This is a genomic window from Pseudomonas sp. RA_105y_Pfl2_P56 (assembly GCF_963970845.1).
Classification (GTDB): domain Bacteria; phylum Pseudomonadota; class Gammaproteobacteria; order Pseudomonadales; family Pseudomonadaceae; genus Aquipseudomonas; species Aquipseudomonas baetica_A.
On record NZ_CAXAPL010000001.1, the window covers coordinates 347,212 to 373,562 of the forward strand.

The following is a 26,351-nucleotide window of genomic DNA, read 5'->3' on the forward strand; positions in this document are numbered from 1 at the left end:
AGCGACCAACAAAGGCCAATGGAAACGCGATGGCAGAGAGATAGACAACGCGGCGGGCAAAACGGCCCACCGATGTCTCAGGATATTTCACGACGGAAAGGCGGCAACGCATTGAGGATCGCCTTGCCGTAACGCTGGGTCACCAGTCGCCGATCCAGCAACGTGATGGTGCCGCGATCTTCTTCGGTGCGCAGCAGACGGCCGCAAGCCTGAACCAGCTTCAACGAAGCGTCGGGCACGGAGATTTCCATGAACGGATTGCCGCCCCGGGCCTCGATCCACTCGGACAATGCCGCTTCCACAGGATCGTCCGGCACCGAGAACGGGATCTTGGCGATCACGACGTGTTCGCAGTAAGCCCCGGGTAAATCGACACCTTCCGCAAAACTGGCCAGACCGAACAACACGCTGGAGTCACCGCCATCGACCCGCGCTTTGTGCTTGTTCAGGGTTTCCTGTTTCGACAGGTTGCCTTGAATGAACACTTGCTTGCGCCAGTCGCGGTCGAGGCCGTCGAACACGTCCTGCATCTGTTTGCGCGAGGAGAACAGCACCAGCGTACCGCGCGAACCTTCGACCAGGTCAGGCAAATCACGGATGATTGCGGCGGTATGGGCCGCGGCGTCGCGTGGGTCGGCTTTCAGATCCGGCACCCGCAGCACGCCAGCGTCGGCGTGATGGAACGGGCTCGGCACCACGGCGGTGATGGATTTTTTCGGCAGGCCCGCGCGCATGCGGAAGCGATCGAAAGTGCCAAGCGCGGTCAGGGTTGCGGAGGTCACCAGGCAACCATACGCCACGTTCCACAGGCTGCGGCGCAAGGTTTCCGCCGCCAGGATCGGGCTGGCGTTGACCTCGATATCGAACAGCGAACCGCTTTCAGCCAGTGTCAGCCAACGCGCCATTGGCGGGCTGTCTTCCGGATCTTCGGCGGTGAACGCCGTCCACAGTTCCCAATTGCCCGAGGCACGGGACAACAGGCTGCCGAACAGCGGATACCACTCTTCGGCCTGATTGCTGGCGATGCCTATGTTGACCTCGCCATCCATGCCTTCCTTGAGCAGATCGGTCAGGCGGGTGAACAGATCATTGAGACGCGAATAGCCCTTTTTCAGCTCGATGCCCATTTCGCGCATGTGCTCGGGAATCACCCCGCCGACGAAACGATGACGCGGGCGCTCACGGCCCTCGACATCTTCACCGGGTTTGAAATCGGCAATCTGCTCACAGGCGCTGAACATGAATTGCTGCTGGGCCTTGATCTCCCGCGCCAGCTCCGGCACCTGTTCGATCAACTTGCCGAGATCGCCCGGCAATGGATGCTGAGCCAGCAGTTTGGTGAGGTTCTTGGCGGTGGTTTCCAGCCAGTCGGCGGTAGAGCGCAGACGTGTGTAGTGAGCGAAATGGCCGATCGCCTTGTCGGGCAGATGATGGCCTTCGTCGAACACGTAAATGGTGTCGCGCGGATCAGGCAAAACAGCGCCGCCGCCCAATGCCAGGTCGGCCAGCACCATATCGTGGTTGGTGACAATCACATCGACCTTGCCCATGCCTTCGCGGGCCTTGTAAAAGGCGCACTGGCCGAAGTTCGGGCAATGACGGTTGGTGCACTGGCTGTGATCGGTGGTCAGGCGCGCCCAATCGGCGTCTTCAAGGGCATTGGGCCAACTGTCGCGGTCGCCGTCCCATTTATTGCCGGCGAGTTTCTCGATCATGCTGGTGAACAGCTTCTGACTGGCCTCATCGACCTCGATCTTGAAGCCTTCTTCTTCGAAAAGCTGGGCAGTGGCCGTCTGTGCGTGGCCTTCCTGCAACAGCATGTCGAGCTTGGACAGGCACATGTAGCGGCCACGCCCCTTGGCCAGCGCGAAGCTGAAGTTCAGCCCGCTGTTGCGCATCAGGTCGGGCAAATCCTTGTAGACGATCTGCTCTTGCAGGGCCACGGTCGCCGTGGCGATCACCAGACGCTTGCCGGCCAGTTTGGCCGTAGGGATCGCTGCCAGGCTGTAGGCCACGGTTTTGCCGGTACCGGTGCCGGCTTCCACCGCAACAATCGCGGGGTCGCCACTGCGCCGGCCTTCGTCGTCGGTGTCGATATCCCCGAGAACCTTGGCGATTTCAGCGATCATCAGGCGCTGGCCGTAACGCGGCTTGAGGCTCTTGGCTTCAAGAAAACGCGAGTAGGCGCCCTGGATCGTGGTTTTGAGTTCAGTGCTGATCATGGATTGTCGGGCGCAAAAAAACGCTGGATAAATTTTCAGTGGTTTCAGATGGCGGCTATCATACCCCGCTAATTAATCCCGCGCAGAACGGAGTGCCCCAATGACACCTTTTAGCCTCGTTTATCCGCTGCATGTCCTGTCCGCTCTGGTGTGGGTCGGCGGTATGTTTTTCGCCTGGATGATCTTGCGTCCTGCGGCAGTGAAGGCTCTGGACGGGCCAGATCGGCTGACGCTGTGGGTGGAAGTGTTTCAAGGTTTTTTTCGCTGGGTCTGGGTTGCCGTGATCGTGTTGCCGATCAGCGGCGTGGGCATGTTGCATCTTCAGCAGGTCGGGTTTGAGACCGCGCCGAAATATGTGCAGGTGATGATCGGGTTGTATGTGGTGATGACGGCGCTATTCATCCGGATTCAGGGCTTGATGCTGCCAGAGTTGCGCAAAGCGGTTGAGGCCAAGGACTGGCCGGCAGGTGCGGCGGTGCTGGGGCGAATTCGCCGGGTGGTGGGGACTAATCTGCTGGTCGGGCTGGTGCTGGTGGCCGTTGCGGCGGCACGACCGATGTTTTGATCGGTACCCATCATTTGCGCTGGACACTGTTGTGGCGAGGCTGCTTGCCCCCTCGCCACAACACTGGCGTTGATCTTTAGAGGCGCTGAACAGTCACCGAGCCAGCGGCCCCAACCGGCCCAGCCTGGCCATCCGCCCCGGCCTTGCCACTCTTGCCGCCATCGGCGCGATACACCAGACAGCCCTTGGACTTGCCACCCTTGCCGGCCTTGCCGCCAACGCCCGCTGGCCCACCGGCACCGCCTGCAACGTTGATCTTGATCTGTTCGGCCGGGAATTCACGCGGCACTTGCAGACGCACCAACCCACCCGGTGCGCCCGGCTGACCGTCGCTGCCATCGCTACCGTCGGCACCGTGTCCGGCCTGACCCCAGGTGCAGCCCGGATCTTCACCGTTGCCACCGTCAAGACCGACAAAACCTGGCGTCCCGCGGCCGCCACGAGCGTCGACCACCAGTTGCGGCGCATCCAGTGCCTTGAATTGCAGATTCAGATTGCGCCCCGCACGCGCAGCTTTTTCGTAAGTTCCCGGCGCACCGCGCGCAGTAATCTGGCTGCCATCACTCAGTTCGGCTCGAACGACTTTCATGTCCAAAGCCTGTTCACCCGGGACGATAGCGATACGCGCATCATGACCGAGGCGCAATTCACCCACGCTGAGCTCAGTCACATTCGGTGGAATCAGCAACGTGCCGTAATCGGCCACTTCCAGCTTGTCCAACTGCAAGGTGTTGGCAGTGTTGGGCAGACGCATCAGGGAGTTGGCTTCGACGCTGACCACTTGGGCACAGGCCAAAGGGCTGATGAATGCAGCGAGCAGGCAGAGTTTACGCATGGGAAGAAGCCTCCGGAGCGGCCGGGGCCGGGATGGTTTGCAGGTGGAAGATGCCGAACAGCAGGATGCGGCCACGGTCACGCCAAGGGTGCGGGCGCCCTTTGAGGCTGCGGTTGCACAGCAGCACTTCAAGCACATGGATCAGCAACAGCAGACTGCCGGCCAGATTGACCAGCAGGTGCAACGGATGTACGAACGGCATGAGCTGATCGACCAGCACCACGCAGCAGAACAGCAGGGTCAATAACCGCCCCAGCCCCCAAAACACTTTCATACGCTCCCCTGTATTGCGAATTATTCTTTGCACGCACAGTAACGGCTTCTACGGGGGATAAGCCAGAGGGTTAAATGAAAAAAACTCGCTTGGCCGCCAAATCGCTGCCGGGTCGACGAAGATCGTCGCCCGACAGCTCTAGCTGGCGCACTTCAGCGCCATCCTAACGATTGATGTGCAACTCCACTCGACGGTTTTTCGCGCGGCCCTCGTCGGTGGCGTTATCGGCCACCGGCTCGCTCTCGCCGCGCCCCTCACTGGTGAGTTTGTTCGGGGCCAGGCCCTGACTCAGCAGGTACGCCGCCACACTGCTGGCGCGTCGTTCCGACAATGCCTGGTTGTAGGCATCCGAACCTTTGCTGTCGGTATGACCGATCACCTTGATGCTCACCACATCAGCATTGCGCAGTTTATCCATCAGCGTATCAAGCTGGGATTTGGCCGCCGGGGTCAGGTCGGACTTGTCGAAATCGAACAGTACATCGCCGGCATCGCTCAGGGTGATGACTTCAGTCTGAGGCGCAGGCTCCGGTACTTTTTCAGTCACCGGATATTGCGGCAGTGGGCAACCCCGGTGATCGACCAGCGTATTGGCCGGTGTATCGGGGCAACGGTCGCGGCGATCGAACACGCCATCGCCGTCTTCATCGCCATCCTGGGCATAACAGATCAATCCGCCGGTCAGGATCCCCAGCGCTGCGCCGCCACCGGCCCAGCCACCACTTTCGATGGCGCCTAGACCTCCACCGACCAGCCCGCCAATAAGGCTGCAGATCGGCCAGGTACGTTGATTGAGGGGGGCAGTGCCATCGCTGTGAGTAGCGCAACCGGTAAGCAAGCTGCCCAGCAGCAGTACCGGCAAGACGGACCTTGAGAAAACAGTCATTTTGAAAGCTCCTGTGTCACCGGCCCATACCGGTTACACAGGAGTAAAGACCCGCATCCGCGACTGCACAAGCCGAGGATGCGAGAGGTCTAGCGGACGATTTTGATTTCGGTACGGCGGTTTTGCGCGCGGCCGTCAGCGGTTTTGTTGTCGGCGACAGGTTGCATCTCACCCATACCGGACACCGAAACGAAGCTGGCACGCGGCACACCTTGCTGGATGAGGTATTCCACCACCGAGTGCGCACGACGGTCTGACAACTTCTGGTTGTAGGCATCGCTGCCCACGCTGTCGGTGTGACCGGTCACAGTCAGTTGCGCTGTAGAGGATTCCTGCTTCAGACGTGTGGCGACCTTGTCGAGCACTTGTTTATCAGAGCCCGTGAGCGTGGCTTTGTCGAACTGGAAGTGGACATCGCGAATGACGATGGTTTCTTCCTTGACCACTACAGCTTCTTCGACCATAGGCATCGGTGCAGGTGGAGGGCAGCCGTCAGCATCGACCTGTACGCCTTTAGGCGTGCCCGGGCACTTGTCGCGACTGTCCGGCACACCATCGCCGTCCTCATCGCCATCACCATGAACCCAGCAATAGGCCGCCGCCATGCCTCCGACGATCAGTGCACCACCACCTGCCCACGAGGAACTCTCGGTGGCACCAAGACCGGCACCGACGACGCCACCGACCGCCGCACAGGTCGGCCAGTCGGTTTTCTGCAAACCTGCACAACCAGTCAACACACTGGTTAACAGAATCAAGGGTAACGCTGTCCGAACTATGCTCATCTGGTTTTCTCCTGAGGGATCGGCTTAGAACCGATTCAGGGAGTAAAGACCGGAGTTTTAATCTCCGCCAGCAATAGGCCATGGCTGTTTGCGACCGAGTTCACAGGACTTTGGCGCATTGGCCGCAAACCGGCGGCACACCACGCTTTGCCGCCGCCGTCAGGCAGGCTAGTCTTGGCGGTCTGATTGAGGAGCCTCGATGAACGTCGCCATTTCTTCCCGCACGCCGCAACAGGCGTTGGCCGCTTTGCTGGATCGCTACGCTCCGGAGCGCTTGCTGCTGATCGGCGCCAGCGAGTTTCCGGCGCTGGCCGCTTTCAAACAAGCGCACCCGGACTGCTGCGTCGCCCACGCCGAACCCGGCACCTTGCCTGCCGAACTGGCGGCACAGCGCTTCGACCTGGCACTGGTGGTCGATTGCCTGGAACATTTGCCCAAGCGTGACGGCCTGAATCTTCTGGGCGGGATTCGCAACCTCAACGCCAGCCGCATCGCGGTAATGGCGGATCTGTCGGCCAGTGGCTGGCAGGAGACTGATTTTTACTCACTGGCACTGCAAGCCAGTGAGCGCTTTCAGCGTGACGATCAAGTGTTGACCCTGTTCACCTACGACCTGCTTGACTACAAACAAGTCCCCGACTGGCTGAATTCACGGTTCTGGGCCAATCCGGAAAACTTCGGGAAATACTGGTGGTAATGCAATGAGTACAGCTATTTGCCCTTGCGGCAGCGGCAATCTGCTGGATGCCTGCTGCGGTCACTATCACGCCGGCCTCCCGGCGCCGAGCGCCGAAGCCTTGATGCGCTCGCGTTACAGCGCCTATGTGCTGGGGCTGATCGACTATCTGGTGGCGACCACCCTGCCCGTCCAGCAATCGGGCCTTGATCGTCAGTCGATCAGCGCCTGGAGCGCACAAAGCACTTGGCTGGGCCTCGACGTCGAAAACTCGGAAGTCTTCGGCGGCCAGCCGGAACATGCCTTCGTCACCTTCACCGCACGCTGGCATGACAGCCAGGGCGAACACAGTCACCGCGAGTGCTCCTCGTTTGTACAGAACGCCGGGCGCTGGTACTTCATCGACCCGACTGTGCAATTGAAGCTGGGCCGTAATGACAGTTGCCCATGCGCCAGCGGGCAGAAGTTTAAAAAGTGCTGCGCGGGGTATTTCGGCGCGTAAATCCGCTGGCGACTAGACTGAGGCGAAAGGGAGTTTTACGCGATGCTCAGTCAACGGCGCACATTTCAGGCTTTATCTCTGATGCTGATCCTGAACCTGGGCGGTTGCGCCTCGTGGTTCAGTGATGTCAGCGTCGACCCCGCCGTGCATCTGGTCAAAGTCGAAGTGGTGCGCGCCAGGTTACTTGAGCAGAAATTCATCCTGCACTTTCGCATCGACAACCCCAACAGCAGTGACTTGACCGTGCGCGGCCTGGAATACCGCATCCATTTGGCTGACATGCTGCTGACCGAGGGTGCGTATGAACGCTGGATCACTGTCGGGGCCAAACGCAGCGCTTTCTACAAAGTGCCGATTCGCACCAACCTGTGGCCTCAGGTCAAAGAAGTGGTGAAAATGCTGAAAAGGCCGAACCAGCAGATTCCTTACCGACTGCAGGGCGACATGGAAACCGGTTTATTCATCGCCCACTACGTGCACCTTGAGCGCAATGGCGTGATAATCCCCGCCGATTTAATTCCGGAGCAACACCGATGACTCAGCAACCTCATGTCCATGGCCCTGACTGCAACCACGATCATGACCATCACCACGATCACGACCATGGCCATGTCCACGGCCCGAACTGCGGCCACGCCCACCAGGAACCGGTGCGCAACGCCCTGAAAGACGTCGGCCGCAACGACCCTTGCCCATGCGGCAACGGTAAGAAATTCAAGAAGTGCCACGGCGCCTGATGCCTCGGGCGCAGATCTTCTTTGCCTGAAAGTCGCCATCGCGAGCAGGCTCACGCCTACAGGTTAATCAACGTCAGTCGCCATTTTTGTTTGCATCGCGATCCTTGTGGGAGCGGGCTTGCCAGCTCCCACAGGTTTCTCAGGCGATAGCCAGAATCCGGCCTGAACTGACCACCGTCGCATACTCCCCATCCAGATTCCCCAGCGACATCGCGTGTACCTCCTGGGCTGAACGCGGCGTACCGAAATAATCGGCCTTGTCGAAGGTGAAACACGCATCCTCCGCGACCCACGCCTCGAACCCCAGATTGCCCGCCGTGCGCGTGGTGGATTCCACCGAGTTGTTGGTCGCCACGCCAACGATGATCACCTGTGCGATCCGCGCTTCACGCAACCGCGCCTCCAGCCCCGTGCCACAAAATGCATCCGGGACCTGTTTCTGAATCAGCCACTCGCCGTCCTGCGGCATAAACCTTGCCTGAAACTCCACTCCGGACTGCTCGGGCCAGAACACTGATTCCGGCGAGCGCGACAAGTGCTGCACATGAATCACCGGTCGCCCACTGCTACGCCAAATACCCAGCAAATCAAGGATTCGCGCTTCAGCGTCAGGATTATTGCGCCGCCCCAAGCGCGGATGCAGGATGCCTTTTTGCTGGTCGATGATGATCAGTGCGGCGTTGGCCTGAAGCTCCATGGCGATTTCTCTCACGCGGTTCATTGAATAATGTGCACTTGAGCATCCCCCCCTTCCTCAAAGCAAGCGATCGAACGCACACGGGACGACCTGATGCCGGGGTTTACCGTCCGCCATAAATCTGGAAATAACCCCCGCCCCCGCTTGCGCGGCATCCTCCTGCTCACTAACGTAGCGCCTTTACTGACGCTACCCCCCGCAGGAGCTTTGCCATGGCCTCGCCAGCCCTTACACATTTTCTTCCCCGGTTCGGCGTTGCCGCAGCAGTGGCCAGTGTTTTGGGCCTGTCCGGTTGCCAGACCTGGAACGCTCAGGACAGCCTCCCACCCACCTCCGGCGTGCAACCGCTCAAGGGGCTGGCGCAGAACGTTTCGGTGCGGCGCAATGCCATGGGCATGCCGTTGATCGAAAGCAACAGCTTCCATGACGCGCTGTTCAGCCTCGGCTACGTGCATGCCAGCGATCGCATCAACCAAATGGTCACGCTGCGTCTGTTGGCTCAGGGCCGTCTGGCGGAAATGTCTGGCGCCTCGATGCTGGATGCCGACCGCTACATGCGCGCCGTCAACCTGAAGAAAAGTGCCGGCGAGTTGTATAAAGCCTCGTCGCCACGGCTCAAGCGTTTCTTCGAAGTCTATGCCCGGGGCGTCAACGCCTACCTGTTCCGCTACGCCGACAAATTGCCGGGGGATCTCGCCTCCAGCGGTTACAAGCCTGAATACTGGAAACCGGAAGATTCGGCGCTGATTTTTGCACTGCTGAACTTCAGCCAGTCGGCCAATCTGCCGCAAGAGATCTCGTCGCTGGTCCTGGCGCAAACCATGACCACTGACAAACTTGCCTGGCTGACCCCCTCCGCACCAGACGAGAACCTGCCGCTGGCTGAAGCCGACAAGCTCAAAGGGCTCAAGCTCAACGGGCAAATACCGGGCCTGAACGAACTGAGTAACACCAGCCAGCAGCTATCGGCACTGAACTTGCTCGGCGCCACCTCTTCGAACAACTGGGCAATGGCCCCGCAACGCAGCCGCAGCGGCAAAAGCCTGCTGGCCAGCGACAGCCATGGGCCGCTGGCCGCGCCGTCGTTGTGGACCTTTGTACAGATCCGCGCGCCGAAATATCAGGCCGCCGGCGTCACCGTCGCCGGTTTGCCGATGGTCCTCGGGGGCTTCAACGGCAAAGTGGCGTGGAGCCTGAGCAGCGTGCTCGGCGACAACCAGGACCTGTTTCTGGAAAAGATCCGCCGCCAGGGCAGCAGCCTGACCTACGAGGTCAACGGCAAATGGCAGCCGCTGGGCGTGCGCAACGAAACCTACTTCGTCAAAGGCCAGCGGCCGATTCGCGAAGCAGTGTACGAAACCCGTCACGGTGCCCTGCTCAATAGCGCTCAGGCGGCGGCACAAGGCAACGGTTTTGGCCTGGCCTTGCAGACGCCGAGTTTTACCGACGACAAATCCCTGGACGCGTTTTTTGACCTGAGCCGTGCGCAGAATGTTGAGCGCGCCTCGGACGCGAGCCGGGAAATCCGCGCGATCGCCCTGAATCTGGTGTTCGCCGACGCCAGTAACATCGGCTGGCAAGTCACCGGGCGTTTCCCCAACCGTCGTGAAGGCGAAGGCCTGCTGCCATCGCCGGGCTGGGAAGGCCGTTACGATTGGGACGGTTACGCCGACCCCATGCTACATCCCTATGATCAGGATCCGGCACAGGGCTGGCTCGGCACCGCCAACCAGCGTGTCATCCCCCACGGTTACGGCATGCAGTTGTCCAACTCCTGGGCCGCGCCGGAGCGTGGCGAACGCTTGGCCGAACTGGCCGGCAGCGGCAAACACGACAGTCGCAGCGTGATTGCCATGCAATACGACCAGACCACCACGTTCGCCGCCAAGCTGAAAAAGGTATTCGAAGCACCGGGCATGAAACAATCGCTGAAACAGGCCATCGACGCTTTGCCGCCGATTGAACGCGGCAAGGCCCGCGAAGCCTTTAGCCGGTTGATGGCGTTCGACGGCAAGCTCAGCCCGACGTCCGCCGACGCGGCGATCTACGAACTGTTCCTGCAAGAAAGCATGAAACAGATCTTCCTCGACGAACTCGGCCCCGAGTCCAGCCCGGCGTGGAAAGCGTTTATTGCCAATGGCAACTTATCCTACACAGCCCAGGCTGATCATCTGCTGGGACGCGAGGACAGTCCGTTCTGGGATGACATTCGCACGGCGCAGAAAGAGGATAAAGCGCTGATTCTCGCCCGCAGCCTGGCCGCAGCGATTACCGCCGGCGACAGTCTGTTGGGTGGCGATCACAAGGCCTGGCAGTGGGGCAAACTGCACAGCTACGCGTGGAAGAATGCTAATGGCCAGACCGTTCGTGGGCCGCTGGCGGCGGGCGGCGATCACACGACGTTGAACACGGCGGCGTTTAACTGGGGGCAGGACTTCAACACGACCCATGCGCCGTCGATGCGGTTTATCGTCGACTTCGGCCAGACCGAACCGCTGATGGGGCAAAACGGTACGGGCCAGTCGGGCAATCCGGTCAGCCCGAATTACCTCAACGGGATTGATGCATGGCTCAAGGGCCAGTACATCGGTTTGCCGATGCAACCGCAGAACTTTGAGCGGGTTTACGGCAAGACGCGCTTGACCCTTACGCCGGGTAAATAAAACGCCGTCCCTCTGTGGCGGGCTTGCTCGCGAAAGCGCTGTGTCATTACGAAATATCTCGACTGACACGACACCCTCGCGAACAAGCCCACATTGGCTTTGTCCCCACGCACTGAAAAATCCATAGAACTTCTGAGCACGCCCAAACCTCATAGCTAACAAGCCCTCCATTCTGGTAACGACATGGATCTTGTTATCGCCCGCCCTGAAGGTTTGTACTGCCCCGCCGGGGATTTTTACATCGACCCGTGGCGGCCGGTCGAACGCTCGGTGATCACCCATGCCCATGGCGATCACGCCCGCACCGGCAACCAGCATTACCTGGCCAGCAGCGCCAGCGAAGGCATCCTGCGCGCCCGCCTCGGCCAGGACATCCACCTGCAAACCCTGGCTTACGGTCAGCGCCTGACTCATCACGGCGTCACCCTGAGCTTTCATCCGGCTGGCCACGTACTCGGCTCGGCTCAGATACGTCTGGAATACGGCGGCGAAGTCTGGGTCGCGTCGGGCGATTACAAGATCGAGCCGGACGGCACCTGCCAGCCATTCGAACCGGTGCGCTGCCACACGTTCATCACCGAATCGACCTTCGGCCTGCCGATCTACCGCTGGCAGCCGCAGGCACAGGTGTTAAGCGAGATCAATCAATGGTGGTCGGCCAACATCGCCGCCGGCAAAGCCAGCGTGTTGTTTTGTTACTCATTCGGCAAAGCCCAACGGATTCTCCATGGCATCGATGAAACACTCGGCCCGATCCTCAGCCACGGCGCTGTGGAGCCGCTGAACCGGGTTTACCGCGACGCTGGCGTGTACCTGCCGCCGACGATCTATGCCGGTGACCTGAAAAAGAACGACCCGATCATGCGCCAGGCCTTGGTCATTGCTCCGCCCTCGGCCGGTGGCAGCAGTTGGATGCGGCGTTTCGGTGAATTCAGCGACGGTTTCGCCAGCGGCTGGATGCGTCTGCGCGGCCCCCGCCGACGGCGCGGGGTCGATCGCGGTTTCGTGCTGTCCGATCACGCCGATTGGCCCGGCCTGCTCTGGGCGATCAATCAGACCGGCGCCGAACGGGTGATGGTTACCCACGGCTCGATAGGCGTCCTGGTGCGCCATCTGCGTGAACAAGGTCTGGATGCTCAAGGCTTCAACACCGAATACGGCGATGACGAAGACGAAAACATCACCGTCGAACCGACCATTGCCGAGACGTCTGCATGAAAGCCTTCGCCGAGTTGTACGCCGAGCTCGACGCGACCACGTCGAGCAACGCCAAACTGGCGGCAATGCAAGCCTACTTCGCCCAGGCAGCACCGCAAGATGCGGCGTGGGCGGTGTACTTCCTCTGCGGCGGACGCCCTCGGCAACTGGTCCCGGTGCGCATCCTGCGTGAACGTGCGGTCGGGGTGTCCGGCCTGGAACCCTGGCTGTTCGAGGAAAGCTATCAATCGGTAGGCGATCTGGCGGAAACCATTTCGCTGGTGCTTCCGGAAAATCCGCACAACTCCGATGCCGGCCTCGCGCAATGGATCGAGGACAAATTGCTGCCGCTGCGCGGTGAAACCCCGGACTACCTGTCCAAGCAACTGCCGGCGCTGTGGGCGCAACTGGATCGACCGAGCCTGATGTTGTGCATCAAGTTGATCACCGGCAGTTTGCGCGTCGGCGTGTCGAAATTATTGGTGACACGGGCGTTGGCCTCAATGGCCGGCCTGGACAGCAAGCGCATAGCGCAACGCCTGGTCGGTTACACCGATCAGTCCAACCGACCGAACGCCGCCAGCTATCTGAAATTGATCGCGCCAGAATCTGCCGATGAACATGCCCAGCGCGGCGGTCAGCCGTACCCGTTTTTTCTTGCTCATGCTTTGTCGCAACCGGTTGAAGCGTTTGAAGGGCTGATCGGGCCTGCCAGTCATTGGCAAGTGGAATGGAAGTGGGACGGCATTCGTGCGCAAGTGATCAAGCGTGACAGCCGCTTGTGGGTCTGGTCGCGGGGCGAAGAGTTGGTGACTGAGCGCTTCCCCGAACTTGATGCGCTGGTACACGGCCTGCCCGATGGCACAGTGATCGATGGCGAAATCGTGGTGTGGAAAAGCACCCACCCGAGCACTGAAGACGCCTTCGATCCGCAATCGCCAGAGCCGCCAGCGGTGCAACCGTTCGCCCTGCTGCAACAGCGGATCGGCCGCAAAAACCTTGACCGGAAAATTCTCCAGGAGGTGCCGGTGGTGGTGCTTGCCTACGACCTGCTGGAATGGCAGGGCGAAGACTGGCGCAACCAGCCGCAAGCCAAGCGCCGCGCCCAATTGGAAGAGGTCATTGCGCGCTGCAACAGCCCGGTGTTGCTCGCCTCGCCGGTGCTGACCGGCACCGATTGGTCTGACCTCGCCCGCCAGCGCGAAGCCTCCCGCCGATTAGGTGTCGAGGGCATGATGCTCAAGGCACGCGACGGCTTGTATGGCATCGGCCGCACCAAGGACATGGGCGTTTGGTGGAAATGGAAGGTCGATCCGTTCAGTGTCGATGCGGTGTTGATCTACGCACAGCGCGGTCACGGGCGGCGCGCCAGCCTCTACAGCGATTACACCTTTGCCGTGTGGGACGGGCCGCCGGAGTCGAGTCAACGTACATTGGTACCGTTCGCCAAGGCCTATTCCGGGCTGACCGACGCAGAGATGCGCGAAGTCGACAGCATCGTACGCAAGACCACCGTGGAAAAGTTCGGCCCGGTCAGCAGCGTCAAGCCGAGCCTGGTATTTGAACTGGGTTTCGAAGGGATCGCCCTGTCGCGACGGCATAAAAGCGGGATTGCGGTGCGGTTCCCAAGGATGCTGCGCTGGCGCCAGGACAAAACCGTAGAAGAAGCGGACAGTCTGGCAACACTGCAAGATCTGCTGGCCTGACTGGATCAGTACCACGCCGCGCGTCGACGCCATTTGAACTGATTTGGTGCAAGGTATTTACGATGCCCGTTTCTGTGCACCAATCACTCTCTCCTCTCCCTTCCCCAACCTTTTAAAACACTTGTTCGGGACTGTGGTTCGGAAATTGCTACTTTTAATAGGTCGTACGCGTTCCAGTAACAATAATTCTGCGCCACAAGCGCTCATATTGGTTCTTAGGGATTGAATAATGAAAAAAGCATTGCTGACCCTTTCTGCACTGGCGTTGTGCATGGCCGCCGGCTCCGCGCTGGCCAAGGAATACAAAGAGTTGCGCTTTGGCGTTGACCCTTCGTACGCACCGTTTGAGTCGAAAGCGGCCGACGGCAGCCTGGTGGGCTTCGACATCGACCTGGGCAACGCGATCTGCGCCGAACTGAAGGTCAAGTGCAAGTGGGTCGAAAGTGACTTCGACGGCATGATTCCGGGCCTCAAGGCCAATAAATTCGACGGTGTGATCTCGTCGATGACCGTGACCCCGGCCCGTGAAAAAGTCATCGACTTCTCCAGCGAACTGTTCTCCGGTCCGACCGCTTATGTGTTCAAGAAAGGTTCTGGCGTCACAGCAGACGTGGCGTCCCTGAAGGGCAAAACCGTGGGCTACGAGCAAGGCACCATTCAGGAAGCCTATGCCAAAGCCGTTCTGGACAAGGCAGGCGTGAAAACCCAGGCCTATCAAAACCAGGATCAGGTGTATTCCGACCTGACGTCCGGCCGTCTCGACGCTGGCATCCAGGACATGCTGCAAGCCGAACTGGGCTTTTTGAAGTCGCCACAGGGCGCCGATTATGACGTCAGCAAGCCAGTGGACAGCGAATTGCTGCCAGCCAAAACTGCTGTCGGTATTAAGAAAGGTAACACTGCGCTGAAGGCACTTTTGGATAAAGGTATCAAAGCGTTACACGATGATGGCACCTACGCCACCATCCAGAAGAAACACTTTGGCGATCTGAATCTGTACAGCGGCAAATAACACCCCGGCGCCCATCACTCGATGGGCGCCTTTTCCACCCGCTCAGGTTGCTGATTTATGTTTGAAACCCTCTTACAAAATCTGGGGCTCTCTGCCTTCAGCCTCAAGGGCTTCGGTCCTTTGCTGATGGAAGGCACCTGGATGACCATCAAATTATCGGCGATGTCGCTGCTGGTGGCCGTGCTGCTCGGTCTGATCGGCGCCAGTGCCAAGCTGTCAAAAGTCAAACTGGTGCGCCTGCCCGCCCAGCTCTACACCACGCTCATTCGCGGGGTGCCCGACCTGGTGCTGATGCTGCTGATTTTCTACAGCCTGCAAACCTGGTTGACCCTGCTCACCGACTACCTGGAATGGGATTACATCGAGATTGACCCGTTCAGCGCCGGGGTCCTGACCCTGGGCTTCATTTATGGCGCGTATTTCACTGAGACCTTCCGTGGCGCAATCCTCGCGGTGCCACGCGGCCAGGTTGAAGCGGCCACCGCCTATGGCCTCAAACGCGGCCAGCGTTTTCGCCTGGTGGTGTTCCCGCAGATGATGCGCTTCGCCCTGCCCGGCATCGGCAACAACTGGATGGTGATGCTCAAGGCCACCGCGCTGGTGTCGATCATCGGCTTGGCCGATTTGGTCAAAGCCGCGCAGGACGCCGGCAAAAGCACCTATCAACTGTTCTACTTTCTGGTACTCGCCGCGTTGATCTATCTGCTGATCACCAGCGCCTCGAACATCATCCTGCGCAGGCTCGAACGCCGTTATGCCGCCGGCTCCCGGGAGGCCGTACGATGATCGAACTTCTACAGCAATACTGGAAACCCTTCCTTTATACCGACGGCAACAACATCACCGGGCTGGCGATGACGATGTGGCTGCTCAGCGCCTCGATCTTCATCGGATTCTTCGCATCCATTCCGCTGTCGATCGCTCGGGTCTCCACGCACTTCTACATCCGCTGGCCCGTGCAGTTCTACACCTACCTGTTCCGGGGTACGCCGCTGTATATCCAGTTGCTGATTTGCTACACCGGCATCTACAGCCTGGCCGCCGTGCGCGCGCAGCCGATTCTCGACAGCTTCTTTCGCGATGCGATGAACTGCACCATTCTGGCCTTTGCCCTGAACACTTGCGCCTACACCACGGAGATTTTCGCAGGGGCGATTCGCAGCATGAACCACGGCGAAGTCGAAGCGGCCAAAGCTTACGGGCTGACAGGGTGGAAGCTGTATGCCTACGTGATCATGCCCTCGGCGCTACGCCGCTCGTTGCCTTATTACAGCAACGAAGTGATCCTGATGCTGCACTCGACCACCGTGGCCTTCACCGCGACCGTCCCTGACATTTTGAAAGTGGCCCGGGACGCCAACTCGGCGACCTTCCTGACGTTTCAGTCGTTCGGCATCGCCGCGCTGATCTACCTGACCATTACTTTCGCGCTGGTCGGCCTGTTCCGACTCGCCGAACGCCGATGGCTGGCCTTCCTCGGGCCGACCCACTAGGACTTAGCTCAAATGCGCCACCAGATACATGACTTGCTGGCCCCGCTGCCGGGGACCGCACGACAGATTCACAGTTTTCACTTCGGCCCGGAGCAGGCCAAAGGCAAGGTCTACATCCAGTCTTCGCTGCACGCCGACGAACTGCCCGGGATGCTCGTGGCCTGGCACCTCAAGCAGCGCCTGAAGGAGCTCGAAGCCGCCGGGCGCCTGCGCAGCGAAATCGTGCTGGTGCCGGTGGCCAACCCGGTTGGCCTCGAACAAGTGCTGATGGACGTGCCGCTGGGCCGCTACGAGCTGGAGAGCGGGCAGAACTTCAACCGCTGGTTCGTCGACCTGAGCGAAGAAATCGGCAACGACATCGAGGCCAGACTGAGCGACGACCCGCAGCGCAACCTCGAGCTGATCCGCGCCAGCCTGCGCAGCGCCCTCGCCCGCCAGACCGCCAGTACGCAACTGCAATCCCAACGCCTGATCCTGCAACGGCTGGCTTGCGATGCGGACATGGTGCTCGACCTGCATTGCGACTTCGAATCGGTGGTTCACCTCTACACCACGCCCGAAGCGTGGCCGCAGGTCGAGCCTCTGGCGCGTTACATCGAATCCCAGGCCAGTCTGTTGGCCACCGATTCCGGCGGTCAGTCGTTCGATGAATGCTTCACCCTGCTCTGGTGGCAACTCAAAGAACGTTTTGGCGAACACTTCGAGATTCCGCTGGGCAGTTTCTCGGTGACCGTGGAGTTGCGCGGCCAGGGTGATGTCAATCACCCGATGGCCAGCCGCGACTGCCAGGCGCTGCTCGATTATCTGGTGCAGTTCGATGCGATCGTTGGCGAAACCAAGCCGCAGCCGCCACTGCCGTTCCCCGCCACGCCGCTGGCCGGGGTGGAACCGGTGATCACGCCAGTCGGCGGCCTGTTGGTGTATTGCGCCACTGCGGGGCAATACCTGGAGGCTGGTCAGCAGATCGCCGAAATCATTGACCCGATCAACGACCGGGTCACGCCCATTCATTGCACCATTGCCGGTTTGATGTACGCCCGCTCATTGCGGCGCATGGCCACGGCCGGCATGGTGATCGCCCACGTCGCGGGCGCTGAAGCCTATCGCAGCGGCTACCTACTTTCGCCTTGAGGATGTCTGTCCCATGTACAAACTGACCGTTGAAAACCTGCACAAAAGCTATGGCGACCATCAGGTGCTCAAAGGCGTTTCACTCAAGGCCAGGACTGGCGACGTGATCAGCCTGATCGGCGCCAGCGGCTCGGGCAAAAGTACCTTTTTGCGCTGTATCAATTTTCTCGAACAACCCAATCAAGTCGCGATGAGTCTCGACGACCAAGCGATTGCCATGGTCACCGACCACCATGGCGTGCATGTGGCTGATGCCAATGAACTGCAACGCCTGCGCACGCGCCTGGCGATGGTGTTCCAGCATTTCAACCTGTGGAGCCACATGACCGTGCTGGAAAACATCACCATGGCCCCGCGCCGGGTGCTGGGCTGCAGCAAACAGGAAGCCGAAGACCGTGCCCGACGTTATCTGGACAAGGTCGGCCTGCCAGCGCGGGTGGCGGATCAGTACCCGGCGTTTCTGTCGGGCGGCCAGCAACAGCGTGTGGCGATTGCCCGCGCGCTGGCGATGGAGCCGGAAGTCATGCTGTTCGATGAACCGACCTCGGCGCTGGATCCGGAACTGGTGGGCGAGGTGCTGAAGGTGATTCAGGGGCTGGCTGAAGAAGGCCGGACCATGATCATGGTGACCCACGAAATGAGCTTCGCCCGCAAAGTATCCAGTCAGGTCCTGTTTTTGCACCAAGGACTGGTCGAAGAGGAAGGCGCGCCTGAGGACGTGCTGGGCAATCCGAAAAGCGAGCGCCTCCAACAATTCCTCAGCGGCAACCTCAAATAATTTGCACACATAAAACCTGCTCGCGAAAGCGATCGGTCAGTCAACGATGATGTTGAATGTGGCGACGTCTTCGCGAGCAGGCTCGCCCCCACAAGGGTATTGAGCTACTGACGAAATTAAACTTGTTAGCGGGCACCGCGGTCACTGGAATAACCCCTCCAGAATGCGCGCAGCCCGCATGGCGAAATCCCCCGACCTCGCAAAAACCTGGTTCAGCGCCCGACACTGGAAGCCCTTCGCGTTCCAGAAACAGGTGTGGGCCGCTGTCAAAAACGGCGAATCCGGTTTGCTCCATGCCAGCACCGGCGCCGGTAAAACCTATGCCGTGTGGTTTGCGGCACTCAATCGTTTCGCCAGATCCGCGCCAACCGTCGAAACATCGCGCAAACGCAAACCGCTGGCCGAACCGCTGACCGTGCTGTGGATCACGCCAATGCGCGCCCTCGCCGCCGACACTGCGCGCGCCCTGCAAATGCCTGTCGATGATTTACACATTCCCTGGAGTATCGGCCTGCGCACAGGCGACACCGCCAGCAGCGAACGGGCCCGTCAGAGTCGACGCCTGCCCACCACGCTGATCACCACACCTGAGAGCCTGACGCTGATGCTCGCCCGCGCTGACGCACAAACTGCGCTCTCAACCCTGCGTATGCTGGTTGTCGACGAATGGCACGAACTACTCGGTAACAAACGCGGCGTGCAATTGCAATTGGCCCTCGCCCGCCTGCGCCACTGGCAAGCCGACCTGATCGTCTGGGGCGTCTCCGCCACGCTGGGTAATCAATCCCACGCCGAACAGGTGCTGATCCCACAGGGCGGTGGCGTGAGTATTCAGGGCCAGAGCGAAAAATCCCTGACAGTCGACACCCTCCTCCCCCCGACCATCGAACGTTTTCCATGGGCCGGGCATCTCGGTCTGAAGATGCTGCCGCAAGTGGTCGCCGAACTCGACGCCTGCGCCAGCAGCCTGGTGTTCACCAACACCCGGGCGCAGTCGGAAATCTGGTATCAGGCGTTGCTTGAGGCGCGCCCGGACTGGGCCGGGTTGATCGCTTTGCACCATAGTTCGCTGTCCCGCGATACCCGCGACTGGGTTGAGCAGGCGCTCAAGGACGGGCAACTCAAAGCCGTGGTGTGTACCTCAAGCCTGGATCTGGGCGTGGACTTCCTGCCGGTAGAGCGCGTGCTGCAAATCGGCTCAGCCAAGGGCGTGGCACGTCTGATGCAGCGCGCCGGGCGATCTGGCCACGCACCGGGGCGCACTTCACGAGTAACGCTGGTGCCGACGCACAGCCTTGAACTGATCGAGGCCGCCGCCGCTCGCGATGCCGTGGAGCAAAGACAAATTGAACCACGATGGTCGCCGCATCAACCGCTGGATGTGCTGGTGCAGCATGTGGTCAGCATGGCACTGGGGGGCGGATTTATACCCGAAGCGTTGTACGAAGAAGTCCGTGGCGCTTGGGCTTATCGCGACCTCACACCCGTCGATTGGGCATGGGCGCTGGCTTTCGTACGCCATGGCGGCATGTCTCTGACGGCTTATCCGGATTACCGCCGGGTCGAACCGGATGAGCATGGTGTCTGGCGCGTGCCCGATGCGCGACTGGCGCGGCGGCACCGCATGAGCATCGGCACCATCGTCAGCGACGCGAGCATGCAGTTGAAGTTCTGGAGCAAGGGCGGCGCAGGCAAGCCATTGGGCAGCGTCGAAGAAGGCTTCATTGCCCGCCTTAAACCGGGTGATGGTTTTCTGTTCGCTGCACGTTTGCTGGAACTGGTGCGCGTGGAAAACATGACCGCTTACGTCAAACGCAGCGCCGCTAAAAAAGCCGCCGTACCACGCTGGAACGGCGGACGCATGCCGCTTTCCAGTGAACTGGCGCAAGCGGTGGTGACGCGCTTGAGCGCCGCCGCGCAAGGTGAGTTTGCCGGTCCGGAAATGCAGGCACTGCGCCCCCTGCTGGAAACGCAGGCGCGCGCCTCTGGCTTGCCCACGACCCGCCACCTGCTGACCGAAGCGCTGAAATCCCGTGAAGGCTGGCACCTGTTTCTCTACCCGTTCGCCGGAAGACAAGTGCATCTGGGGCTTGCAAGCCTGCTGGCCTGGCGCGTCAGTCAGCGTCAGCCGCTGACATTCTCGATTGCCGTCAATGACTACGGGCTGGAATTGCTCAGCGCCACGCCGGTTGATTGGGCAGAACACCTGAACGAGGCGTTATTCACTTGCGATCATCTGTTAGCCGACGTTCTGGCCAGTCTCAACGCCGGAGAACTGGCCTTGCGGCGCTTTCGGGAAATCGCCCGGATCGCCGGACTGGTGTTCGCCGGTTTTCCAGGCGCACCGAAAAGTACCCGCCAGGTGCAAGCCTCCAGCGGATTATTCTTCGAAGTGTTCAAACAATATGACCGTGACAATCCGCTGCTGGCGCAAGCCGGGGAAGAAGTCCTGCGTGAAGAACTGGATATTCGCAGGCTGGAACAGACGCTGGAGCGCCTCCAAGGAATGAAACTGGACATGCACCGGATCAAACGCCCTACGCCCCTGGGGTTTCCCCTCTTGGTGGAACGTATGCGCGAGCGCATGAGTTCGGAAAAACTCGCTGACCGTATCAGACGGATGGTCGGCGACCTGGAGCAATCTGCCGACACGGGCAAACGCTGATGAGTACGCTCTACCCTGTGCATCTGGCCGGTGAAGAACTCTGGCTATTGCCGGAAAAAGCCCTGTATTGGCCGGCACAACAGGCGCTGCTCATCGCCGATGTCCATTTTGGCAAGGCTGGCGCCTATCGCAGCCTCGGGCAGCCCGTTCCGCAAGGCACGACGGCGAGCAATATCGCGATGCTCGATCGACTGCTGAACCAGCATCCCTGTCGGCAACTCATTTTTCTGGGTGATTTCCTTCATGGTCCGGGCTCTCATTCGCCCGGCACATTGAACGCGCTGGCGCAATGGCGAGCTCGCCACGCGGATCTGCCGATGACGCTGATCCGTGGCAATCACGACAAACGTGCGGGCGATCCACCAGTGGCGCTTAACATCAGAGTGGTTGCAGAACCGATGCTGCTCGGGCCGTTTGCCTTGCAGCATGAACCGATTCCTCATCCGGAAAGACATGTGCTGGCCGGTCATGTACACCCGGTTTATCGGCTGCATGGCAAGGGCCGGCAGAGTTTGCGTTTGGCGTGTTTCAGCGTGGGCGAACGCGTCAGCTTGATGCCGGCGTTCGGCGCGTTCACCGGTGGTTATGCGATCAAACGAGATGACAACTGCAGGATATTTGTCATCGGTGATAACGAAGTATGGCCCGTCAGTTGAAGCCTTCGAGGACTTCAAATGACGGGCCATCGCATGTGAGTCAGGCAACTGGCGCCGGTGGCGGCTCGTCGGGACGCGTCGGCTCACCCGGCTCGGTCGGTTGTTCGTTGGGGGTATCAGGATCGGGCTGACCGGGAATTCCCCCCGCCATGCTCAGGGTCGGGTGTGCCAACAAGGACCAGGCTAAAACGCCAACCTGATTGGGCTCAAGCCTTGCCAGTTCGGCAGTGATATGCGGATCGATCTTCATGGAACACTCCTCAGCGAAGGCCCGTTTTGCCAGAAACAAAAACGGGCAGTACACCCCATAGAGTGTCTGCCCGCCAAAGAATTCCCGACATCCGCCGGATGGACGATCAGGTACGCGGCAGAGTGACGCCACGCTGGCCCTGATACTTGCCGCCGCGATCCTTATAGGACACTTCACATTCCTCGTCGGACTCAAGGAACAGCATCTGCGCCACGCCTTCGTTGGCGTAGATTTTCGCCGGCAGGTTAGTGGTGTTGGAAAACTCCAGCGTCACGTGGCCCTCCCACTCCGGCTCAAGCGGCGTGACGTTGACGATGATGCCGCAGCGCGCGTAGGTGCTTTTACCCAGGCAGATGGTCAATACGTTGCGCGGAATGCGGAAGTATTCGACCGTGCTGGCCAGCGCGAAGGAGTTCGGTGGAATGATGCAGACATCGCTGTGGATATCGACAAAGCTGCCAGCGTCGAAGTTTTTCGGGTCGACGATGGCCGAATTGATGTTGGTGAACACCTTGAAGTGGCTGGTGCAACGCACATCGTAGCCGTAGCTCGACACACCGTAGGAGATCACCCGGCTGTCGTCGCTGCCGCGCATCTGGCGCTCGACGAACGGTTCGATCATGCCGTGTTCCTGCGCCATGCGGCGAATCCACTTGTCCGATTTGATGCTCATGGCGGGTGTCCTGAATAGCGAGGTGGAAAAATTCTGTCCGGCATCTTACCGGGCGCGCCGCCGGGTTCAAAGTGCGCGCTGCAATTCTCGCCGAACACGCTGAAAATACGGGTTCTGGAGACGAACTGTCGCACCGCTGATCCTTAAAACAGAGAAACCTTCGCAAGAAGCATTGGCACGTTCGGGAAAAAGGGTTAAGGTGGCGCCACTGTGCTGCTTGTGTCACTGAGAATCTCTACACGATATGTTGAATTTCGATCCAACCATCTACAAGAATTTTTCCTGCTCTTTGCACTCAGTCTCGGCCAGGGTTCTTCCTGCGTCGCAGTTATCTTTGTTCAAGGAGTTACACCATGTCTAATCGCCAAACCGGTACCGTTAAGTGGTTCAACGATGAAAAAGGCTTCGGCTTCATCACTCCACAATCCGGTGACGACCTGTTCGTTCACTTCAAAGCTATCCAATCCGACGGCTTCAAAAGCCTGAAAGAAGGCCAACAGGTTTCTTTCATCGCTACCCGCGGTCAGAAAGGCATGCAAGCTGAAGAAGTACAAGTTATCTAACTTGTAGCTTCTTTAGAAAAGAGCCCCGCCCTTAAAAGCGGGGCTTTTTTGTGGGCGCTTGTTTTCCAGGCGCAAAAAAAGATCGCAGCCCGCAGCAACTCCTACGCTGATTCTTTGTAGGCGCCGCCGCAGGCTGCGATCTTTTGCTTTTGCCTTACCAGGCCACGCCAAAGCCTGCGGTGTAACGTGTCTTGCTCAAATCGGCATCATCGGTACCGCTGATGATGTCGCGCTCAGCCTTGAGATTCAGCGAAGCCCAGTCGGTAACCTTGTAGCGCAGCCCCATTTCGGCATCCAGCGCGTAGTCCGCCACACCGGACAACGGCTTGCCGACCTCACCGTTAGTGAAGAACTCGACCTTCTTGCCAATCAGGTAGCGGTTGTAGTCCCACTTCATCGCGACGGAGTAAAAGTTGTCCTTGCTGCCATCGCTGTATTCATAGTCAGTGCGATTCAACAGCGAGCCGAGCGAGAACGCACCCAATTCGTCATCCCAGAACTGGTAGCCGGGGCCGGTACCCACGACTCGCTGACGTGACAATTCCTCGACGTGATCGCGTTTGTAGTTCAGGCGCCCCTGCCAGAACCACTGATCAGTCAGGAACCGGTCGAGTGCATACTCGGCGCGCCAGTTGTCGGTGGTGGTCACGTCATTCTGCACTTCGCGGTTGTATTCGCCTTCAGCGGTATGACGCCAGCGCCCATGACGCGCAGAGGTCTTGAAGCCGATGTCGTAATCATCAGTGTCCTTTTCGGCGCGCTGATAATCGAGTGCCAGGTCGACATTACCCTTCCACACCAGATCCTCGACCACCGGCTTGGGCTTGAGAATTTGCTGAATGCTCGCCAGCTCCACGGTTTTCGGCGCTTCGCCGTTGGCCAGCGTGACCTTTCCGTCGCCGGCAGCGGTCAGCGATTTGGCTTTCTCACCGTTATAGGCGTCCTGTTTGACCAGCAACTCCTGGTCACTTTCCAGGGTCTTGACCTCTTTCCAGTTGATCGAGACCGCACCAGCGTACTGGGTCTGAACCAACAGCTTACCGCCATCGAACAGGGTGATTTTACCGCTCAACTTGTCGCCGTTCTTCATCCAGACGGTGTCGGCAAACAGGGGCGTGGACGCACTGAAAACAGCAAGGCACAGCAAGGTTCTGGAAAACATAAGCGAATCGAGGGCTCAAGTTTGCGAAAAAGTTCGGCATTATCCGTAGGAATAAGACCCTGACAAGGACTGACCGGACTATTTCTATTGAGTTCATTTCTCAACTGCACGGTCTGCATTTACCCTTGAAAATATCGAACGAACACATTCAGGAACCGCGGACGTGACAGACCTGATTCACGAAAACGAGAGCGAAGCGCAAATCCGACGCACGGCGCTCTACTCGACCCTCGCCCAAGTGCCCGAGGGCAAGGTCGTCAGCTATGGTCAATTGGCTGACCTTGCCGGGCTGGGGCGTGCCGCGCGCTGGGTCGGGCGCACCCTGAGTCAATTGCCCGGCGACACCAAACTGCCCTGGCACCGCGTATTGGGCGCCGGCGGTCGGATCAGCCTGCCGGCAGGCAGCCCATCGGGCGATGAACAACGTGCGCGTTTGCGCATGGAAGGCATCACCATCCTGAACAATCGTGTGGATATTCAGCGCCATGGCTGGCGTCCGGTAGAGCACAGCGGTTAGAGTGCGCGCTTTGTTTTCGCAATCTTGAGGCAGACTTCAGCCCATGCCCCGTAAAACCTGGCGCGCCGCGCTCGCCGCCTATGCCAGTCCTTCGACACTCGTGCTGTTGCTGCTGGGTTTCGCCGCCGGCCTGCCGTACATGCTGGTGTTTTCAACGCTTTCCGTCTGGCTGCGTGAGGCCGGCGTGGCCCGGGAAACCATTGGTTACGCGAGCCTGATCGGCCTGGCCTATGCGTTCAAATGGGTCTGGTCACCGCTGCTCGACCAATGGCGCCTGCCCTTGCTGGGCAAGCTTGGCCGTCGCCGCTCGTGGCTGGTGCTCTCGCAGGTGCTGGTGATTCTGGGCCTGATCGGCATGGGTTTCTGCGATCCGCAGAAGCATCTGTCCTGGCTGATCGCCATCGCCGTTGTCGTCGCCTTCGCTTCCGCCACCCAAGACATCGCGGTGGATGCCTATCGCCTGGAAATCGCCGACGACAGCCGCCAGGCAGCACTGGCCGCCAGTTATATGTCTGGCTATCGCGTCGCCGCCCTGTTGGCGACCGCTGGCGCATTGTTTTTCGCCGAAGGCTTTGGCTCGACCGGTTTCAACTACAAACATTCGGCCTGGGCTGGCACGTATGCGCTGTTCGGCGCGCTGATGATTCCCGCCCTGCTCACGACCCTGTTCATGCGTGAACCGCCAGTGCCGCTGCGCACCCAATTGCAGGCCGGCCGCTACACCTTCATGCACCAATTGATGTCGGTATTGGTATTGATCATCTTGTTGGTGTCCGTGCCGGCGATGTTCACTCAGTTGTACAACACCGATTTCGCCAGCGTGCTGTTTGAAGGCGTCAGCCCGCTGGACCTGCTGCTCGAAGACCGCGCCTTCCTGCGCGCCATTCTCTACACCTTGCTCACCTGGATGTGCCTGTCGGCCATGGGACGCCGTGGGCTTGCGCCCGTGCTGACGCCCGTCAACGACTTCATCCTGCGCTACCGCTGGCAAGCCCTGTTGTTGCTCGGGCTGATCGCTACCTATCGGATGTCCGACACGGTCATGGGCGTGATGGCCAACGTGTTCTACATCGACCAGGGCTTCACCAAGGATCAGATCGCCAGCGTCAGCAAGATTTTCGGCCTGATCATGACCCTCGTGGGTGCGGGCATGGGCGGCCTGCTGATCGTACGCTTCGGGATTCTGCCGATCCTGTTTATCGGTGGCGCGGCCTCGGCAGGCACCAACCTGCTGTTCCTGATGCTGGCCGACATGGGTCCGAACCTTAAGATGCTGGTGGTGACCATTTCCCTCGACAACTTCAGCTCGGGCCTTGCAACTTCGGCGTTTGTTGCGTACCTGTCGAGCCTGACCAACCTGAAATTCTCCGCAACGCAATACGCCCTGCTCAGCTCGATCATGCTCCTGTTGCCGCGCCTCATTGGTGGGTATTCCGGGGTCATGGTGGAGAAGTTCGGTTACCACAACTTCTTCCTCATCACCGCATTGCTCGGCGTACCGACACTGGTGCTGATCGCCCTGCACTGGTTCCAGGAAAGCCGTCGCGAAGGCCCGACACCGACGCCGGTTGCGGAAGAATCGTAAGACGTTTCGCCAACGGCGGGAGGAATCCCGCCGTTACCCCACTGCACTGACCACACTTCTGTACGGCAGCAAAACTCGCCGGTACACTGCTCCGTCATTTCCAGTCATAGCAACCGACAAC

Annotated in this window: 27 protein-coding genes; 18 read left to right on the forward strand and 9 right to left on the reverse strand. The window is 59.8% G+C overall.

Annotated features, from left to right (window positions below; all coding sequences use genetic code 11):
• Positions 1 to 77: 77 nt before the first annotated feature.
• The gene (dinG, locus tag AACY11_RS01610; RefSeq protein ID WP_339430632.1) at positions 78 to 2,222 is read right to left on the reverse strand and encodes an ATP-dependent DNA helicase DinG; all 2,145 of its coding nucleotides are present in this window, start codon (positions 2,220 to 2,222) and stop codon (positions 78 to 80) included.
• Between the two features lie 100 nt (positions 2,223 to 2,322).
• Here dinG and AACY11_RS01615 point away from each other — a divergent pair, with 100 nt between their 5' ends.
• Positions 2,323 to 2,787, forward strand: a complete 465-nt coding sequence (locus tag AACY11_RS01615) for a CopD family protein (protein ID WP_339493701.1) — start codon at positions 2,323 to 2,325, stop codon at positions 2,785 to 2,787.
• A gap of 76 nt (positions 2,788 to 2,863) precedes the next feature.
• On the opposite strand, the gene AACY11_RS01620 is transcribed toward AACY11_RS01615, so the two are convergent.
• The 4 genes from AACY11_RS01620 to AACY11_RS01635 all read right to left on the reverse strand — a co-directional run bounded on the left by AACY11_RS01620 (position 2,864) and on the right by AACY11_RS01635 (position 5,567).
• Positions 2,864 to 3,622 carry a collagen-like protein gene (locus tag AACY11_RS01620; RefSeq protein WP_339430631.1) on the reverse strand — a complete coding sequence of 253 codons (759 nt, stop codon included), beginning with the start codon at positions 3,620 to 3,622 and terminating at the stop codon, positions 2,864 to 2,866.
• Complete coding sequence (locus tag AACY11_RS01625; protein ID WP_339493703.1) at positions 3,615 to 3,896, reverse strand: DUF1145 domain-containing protein; 282 nt, start codon at positions 3,894 to 3,896, stop codon at positions 3,615 to 3,617. Before AACY11_RS01625 ends, AACY11_RS01620 begins: the two co-directional genes overlap by 8 nt.
• A 163-nt stretch (positions 3,897 to 4,059) precedes the next feature.
• Positions 4,060 to 4,782 (reverse strand): OmpA family protein, encoded by a 723-nt coding sequence (locus tag AACY11_RS01630; RefSeq protein ID WP_339493704.1) that lies wholly within the window; start codon positions 4,780 to 4,782, stop codon positions 4,060 to 4,062.
• 89 nt (positions 4,783 to 4,871) lie between these two features.
• On the reverse strand, positions 4,872 to 5,567 hold the full coding sequence (locus AACY11_RS01635) for an OmpA family protein (RefSeq protein WP_221731448.1): 696 nt from the start codon (positions 5,565 to 5,567) through the stop codon (positions 4,872 to 4,874).
• Between the two features lie 199 nt (positions 5,568 to 5,766).
• Here AACY11_RS01635 and AACY11_RS01640 point away from each other — a divergent pair, with 199 nt between their 5' ends.
• Genes AACY11_RS01640 through AACY11_RS01655 form a run of 4 tightly spaced genes read left to right on the forward strand, consistent with a single transcriptional unit; the run spans position 5,767 to position 7,482 of the window.
• Entirely contained in the window at positions 5,767 to 6,264 is a 498-nt protein-coding gene (locus AACY11_RS01640) for a DUF6231 family protein (RefSeq protein WP_339430628.1), read from the forward strand.
• Between the two features lie 4 nt (positions 6,265 to 6,268).
• Entirely contained in the window at positions 6,269 to 6,745 is a 477-nt protein-coding gene (locus AACY11_RS01645) for a YchJ family protein (RefSeq protein WP_339493706.1), read from the forward strand.
• A gap of 42 nt (positions 6,746 to 6,787) precedes the next feature.
• Positions 6,788 to 7,282 carry an LEA type 2 family protein gene (locus tag AACY11_RS01650; protein ID WP_339493708.1) on the forward strand — a complete coding sequence of 165 codons (495 nt, stop codon included), beginning with the start codon at positions 6,788 to 6,790 and terminating at the stop codon, positions 7,280 to 7,282.
• Entirely contained in the window at positions 7,279 to 7,482 is a 204-nt protein-coding gene (locus AACY11_RS01655) for an SEC-C metal-binding domain-containing protein (protein ID WP_003198420.1), read from the forward strand. Before AACY11_RS01650 ends, AACY11_RS01655 begins: the two co-directional genes overlap by 4 nt.
• A gap of 139 nt (positions 7,483 to 7,621) precedes the next feature.
• On the opposite strand, the gene AACY11_RS01660 is transcribed toward AACY11_RS01655, so the two are convergent.
• Entirely contained in the window at positions 7,622 to 8,179 is a 558-nt protein-coding gene (locus AACY11_RS01660) for a cysteine hydrolase family protein (RefSeq protein WP_339430766.1), read from the reverse strand.
• Between the two features lie 212 nt (positions 8,180 to 8,391).
• Here AACY11_RS01660 and AACY11_RS01665 point away from each other — a divergent pair, with 212 nt between their 5' ends.
• The 10 genes from AACY11_RS01665 to pdeM all read left to right on the forward strand — a co-directional run bounded on the left by AACY11_RS01665 (position 8,392) and on the right by pdeM (position 21,480).
• Positions 8,392 to 10,842 (forward strand): penicillin acylase family protein, encoded by a 2,451-nt coding sequence (locus AACY11_RS01665; RefSeq protein ID WP_339493709.1) that lies wholly within the window; start codon positions 8,392 to 8,394, stop codon positions 10,840 to 10,842.
• Between the two features lie 183 nt (positions 10,843 to 11,025).
• Complete coding sequence (locus AACY11_RS01670; protein ID WP_339493710.1) at positions 11,026 to 12,060, forward strand: ligase-associated DNA damage response exonuclease; 1,035 nt, start codon at positions 11,026 to 11,028, stop codon at positions 12,058 to 12,060.
• Complete coding sequence (locus tag AACY11_RS01675) at positions 12,057 to 13,745, forward strand: ATP-dependent DNA ligase (RefSeq protein ID WP_339430623.1); 1,689 nt, start codon at positions 12,057 to 12,059, stop codon at positions 13,743 to 13,745. The genes AACY11_RS01670 and AACY11_RS01675 overlap by 4 nt, the downstream gene beginning before the upstream one ends.
• A gap of 229 nt (positions 13,746 to 13,974) precedes the next feature.
• Positions 13,975 to 14,757 carry a transporter substrate-binding domain-containing protein gene (locus AACY11_RS01680; RefSeq protein ID WP_221731456.1) on the forward strand — a complete coding sequence of 261 codons (783 nt, stop codon included), beginning with the start codon at positions 13,975 to 13,977 and terminating at the stop codon, positions 14,755 to 14,757.
• 57 nt (positions 14,758 to 14,814) lie between these two features.
• Positions 14,815 to 15,543 (forward strand): ABC transporter permease, encoded by a 729-nt coding sequence (locus AACY11_RS01685; RefSeq protein WP_339430622.1) that lies wholly within the window; start codon positions 14,815 to 14,817, stop codon positions 15,541 to 15,543.
• Positions 15,540 to 16,250 (forward strand): ABC transporter permease, encoded by a 711-nt coding sequence (locus AACY11_RS01690; RefSeq protein WP_221731458.1) that lies wholly within the window; start codon positions 15,540 to 15,542, stop codon positions 16,248 to 16,250. The genes AACY11_RS01685 and AACY11_RS01690 overlap by 4 nt, the downstream gene beginning before the upstream one ends.
• Before the next feature lie 12 nt (positions 16,251 to 16,262).
• A complete protein-coding gene (locus AACY11_RS01695) occupies positions 16,263 to 17,381 on the forward strand; it encodes a succinylglutamate desuccinylase/aspartoacylase family protein (protein ID WP_339493712.1) in 1,119 nt (372 codons plus the stop codon).
• Between the two features lie 13 nt (positions 17,382 to 17,394).
• The gene (locus AACY11_RS01700; RefSeq protein ID WP_339430620.1) at positions 17,395 to 18,159 is read left to right on the forward strand and encodes an ABC transporter ATP-binding protein; all 765 of its coding nucleotides are present in this window, start codon (positions 17,395 to 17,397) and stop codon (positions 18,157 to 18,159) included.
• A gap of 178 nt (positions 18,160 to 18,337) precedes the next feature.
• Positions 18,338 to 20,824 carry a ligase-associated DNA damage response DEXH box helicase gene (locus AACY11_RS01705; protein WP_339493713.1) on the forward strand — a complete coding sequence of 829 codons (2,487 nt, stop codon included), beginning with the start codon at positions 18,338 to 18,340 and terminating at the stop codon, positions 20,822 to 20,824.
• The gene (gene pdeM, locus AACY11_RS01710) at positions 20,824 to 21,480 is read left to right on the forward strand and encodes a ligase-associated DNA damage response endonuclease PdeM (protein WP_339493715.1); all 657 of its coding nucleotides are present in this window, start codon (positions 20,824 to 20,826) and stop codon (positions 21,478 to 21,480) included. Before AACY11_RS01705 ends, pdeM begins: the two co-directional genes overlap by 1 nt.
• A gap of 40 nt (positions 21,481 to 21,520) precedes the next feature.
• Here pdeM and AACY11_RS01715 read toward each other — a convergent pair whose 3' ends face one another.
• Complete coding sequence (locus AACY11_RS01715; RefSeq protein ID WP_339430617.1) at positions 21,521 to 21,730, reverse strand: hypothetical protein; 210 nt, start codon at positions 21,728 to 21,730, stop codon at positions 21,521 to 21,523.
• A gap of 106 nt (positions 21,731 to 21,836) precedes the next feature.
• A complete protein-coding gene (gene dcd / locus AACY11_RS01720) occupies positions 21,837 to 22,403 on the reverse strand; it encodes a dCTP deaminase (protein ID WP_085724551.1) in 567 nt (188 codons plus the stop codon).
• Between the two features lie 353 nt (positions 22,404 to 22,756).
• On the opposite strand from dcd, the gene AACY11_RS01725 reads away from it, so the two are divergent.
• A complete protein-coding gene (locus tag AACY11_RS01725; protein ID WP_002554837.1) occupies positions 22,757 to 22,966 on the forward strand; it encodes a cold-shock protein in 210 nt (69 codons plus the stop codon).
• A gap of 154 nt (positions 22,967 to 23,120) precedes the next feature.
• Here the strand turns inward: AACY11_RS01725 and AACY11_RS01730 are convergent, their stop codons facing one another.
• Positions 23,121 to 24,128 carry a DUF481 domain-containing protein gene (locus AACY11_RS01730; RefSeq protein ID WP_339493716.1) on the reverse strand — a complete coding sequence of 336 codons (1,008 nt, stop codon included), beginning with the start codon at positions 24,126 to 24,128 and terminating at the stop codon, positions 23,121 to 23,123.
• 163 nt (positions 24,129 to 24,291) lie between these two features.
• Here AACY11_RS01730 and AACY11_RS01735 point away from each other — a divergent pair, with 163 nt between their 5' ends.
• Both AACY11_RS01735 and AACY11_RS01740 read left to right on the forward strand, forming a co-directional pair.
• Positions 24,292 to 24,645 (forward strand): MGMT family protein, encoded by a 354-nt coding sequence (locus AACY11_RS01735; protein WP_339430615.1) that lies wholly within the window; start codon positions 24,292 to 24,294, stop codon positions 24,643 to 24,645.
• 43 nt (positions 24,646 to 24,688) lie between these two features.
• Positions 24,689 to 26,230 carry an AmpG family muropeptide MFS transporter gene (locus AACY11_RS01740; RefSeq protein WP_339493717.1) on the forward strand — a complete coding sequence of 514 codons (1,542 nt, stop codon included), beginning with the start codon at positions 24,689 to 24,691 and terminating at the stop codon, positions 26,228 to 26,230.
• Positions 26,231 to 26,351 lie beyond the last annotated feature (121 nt).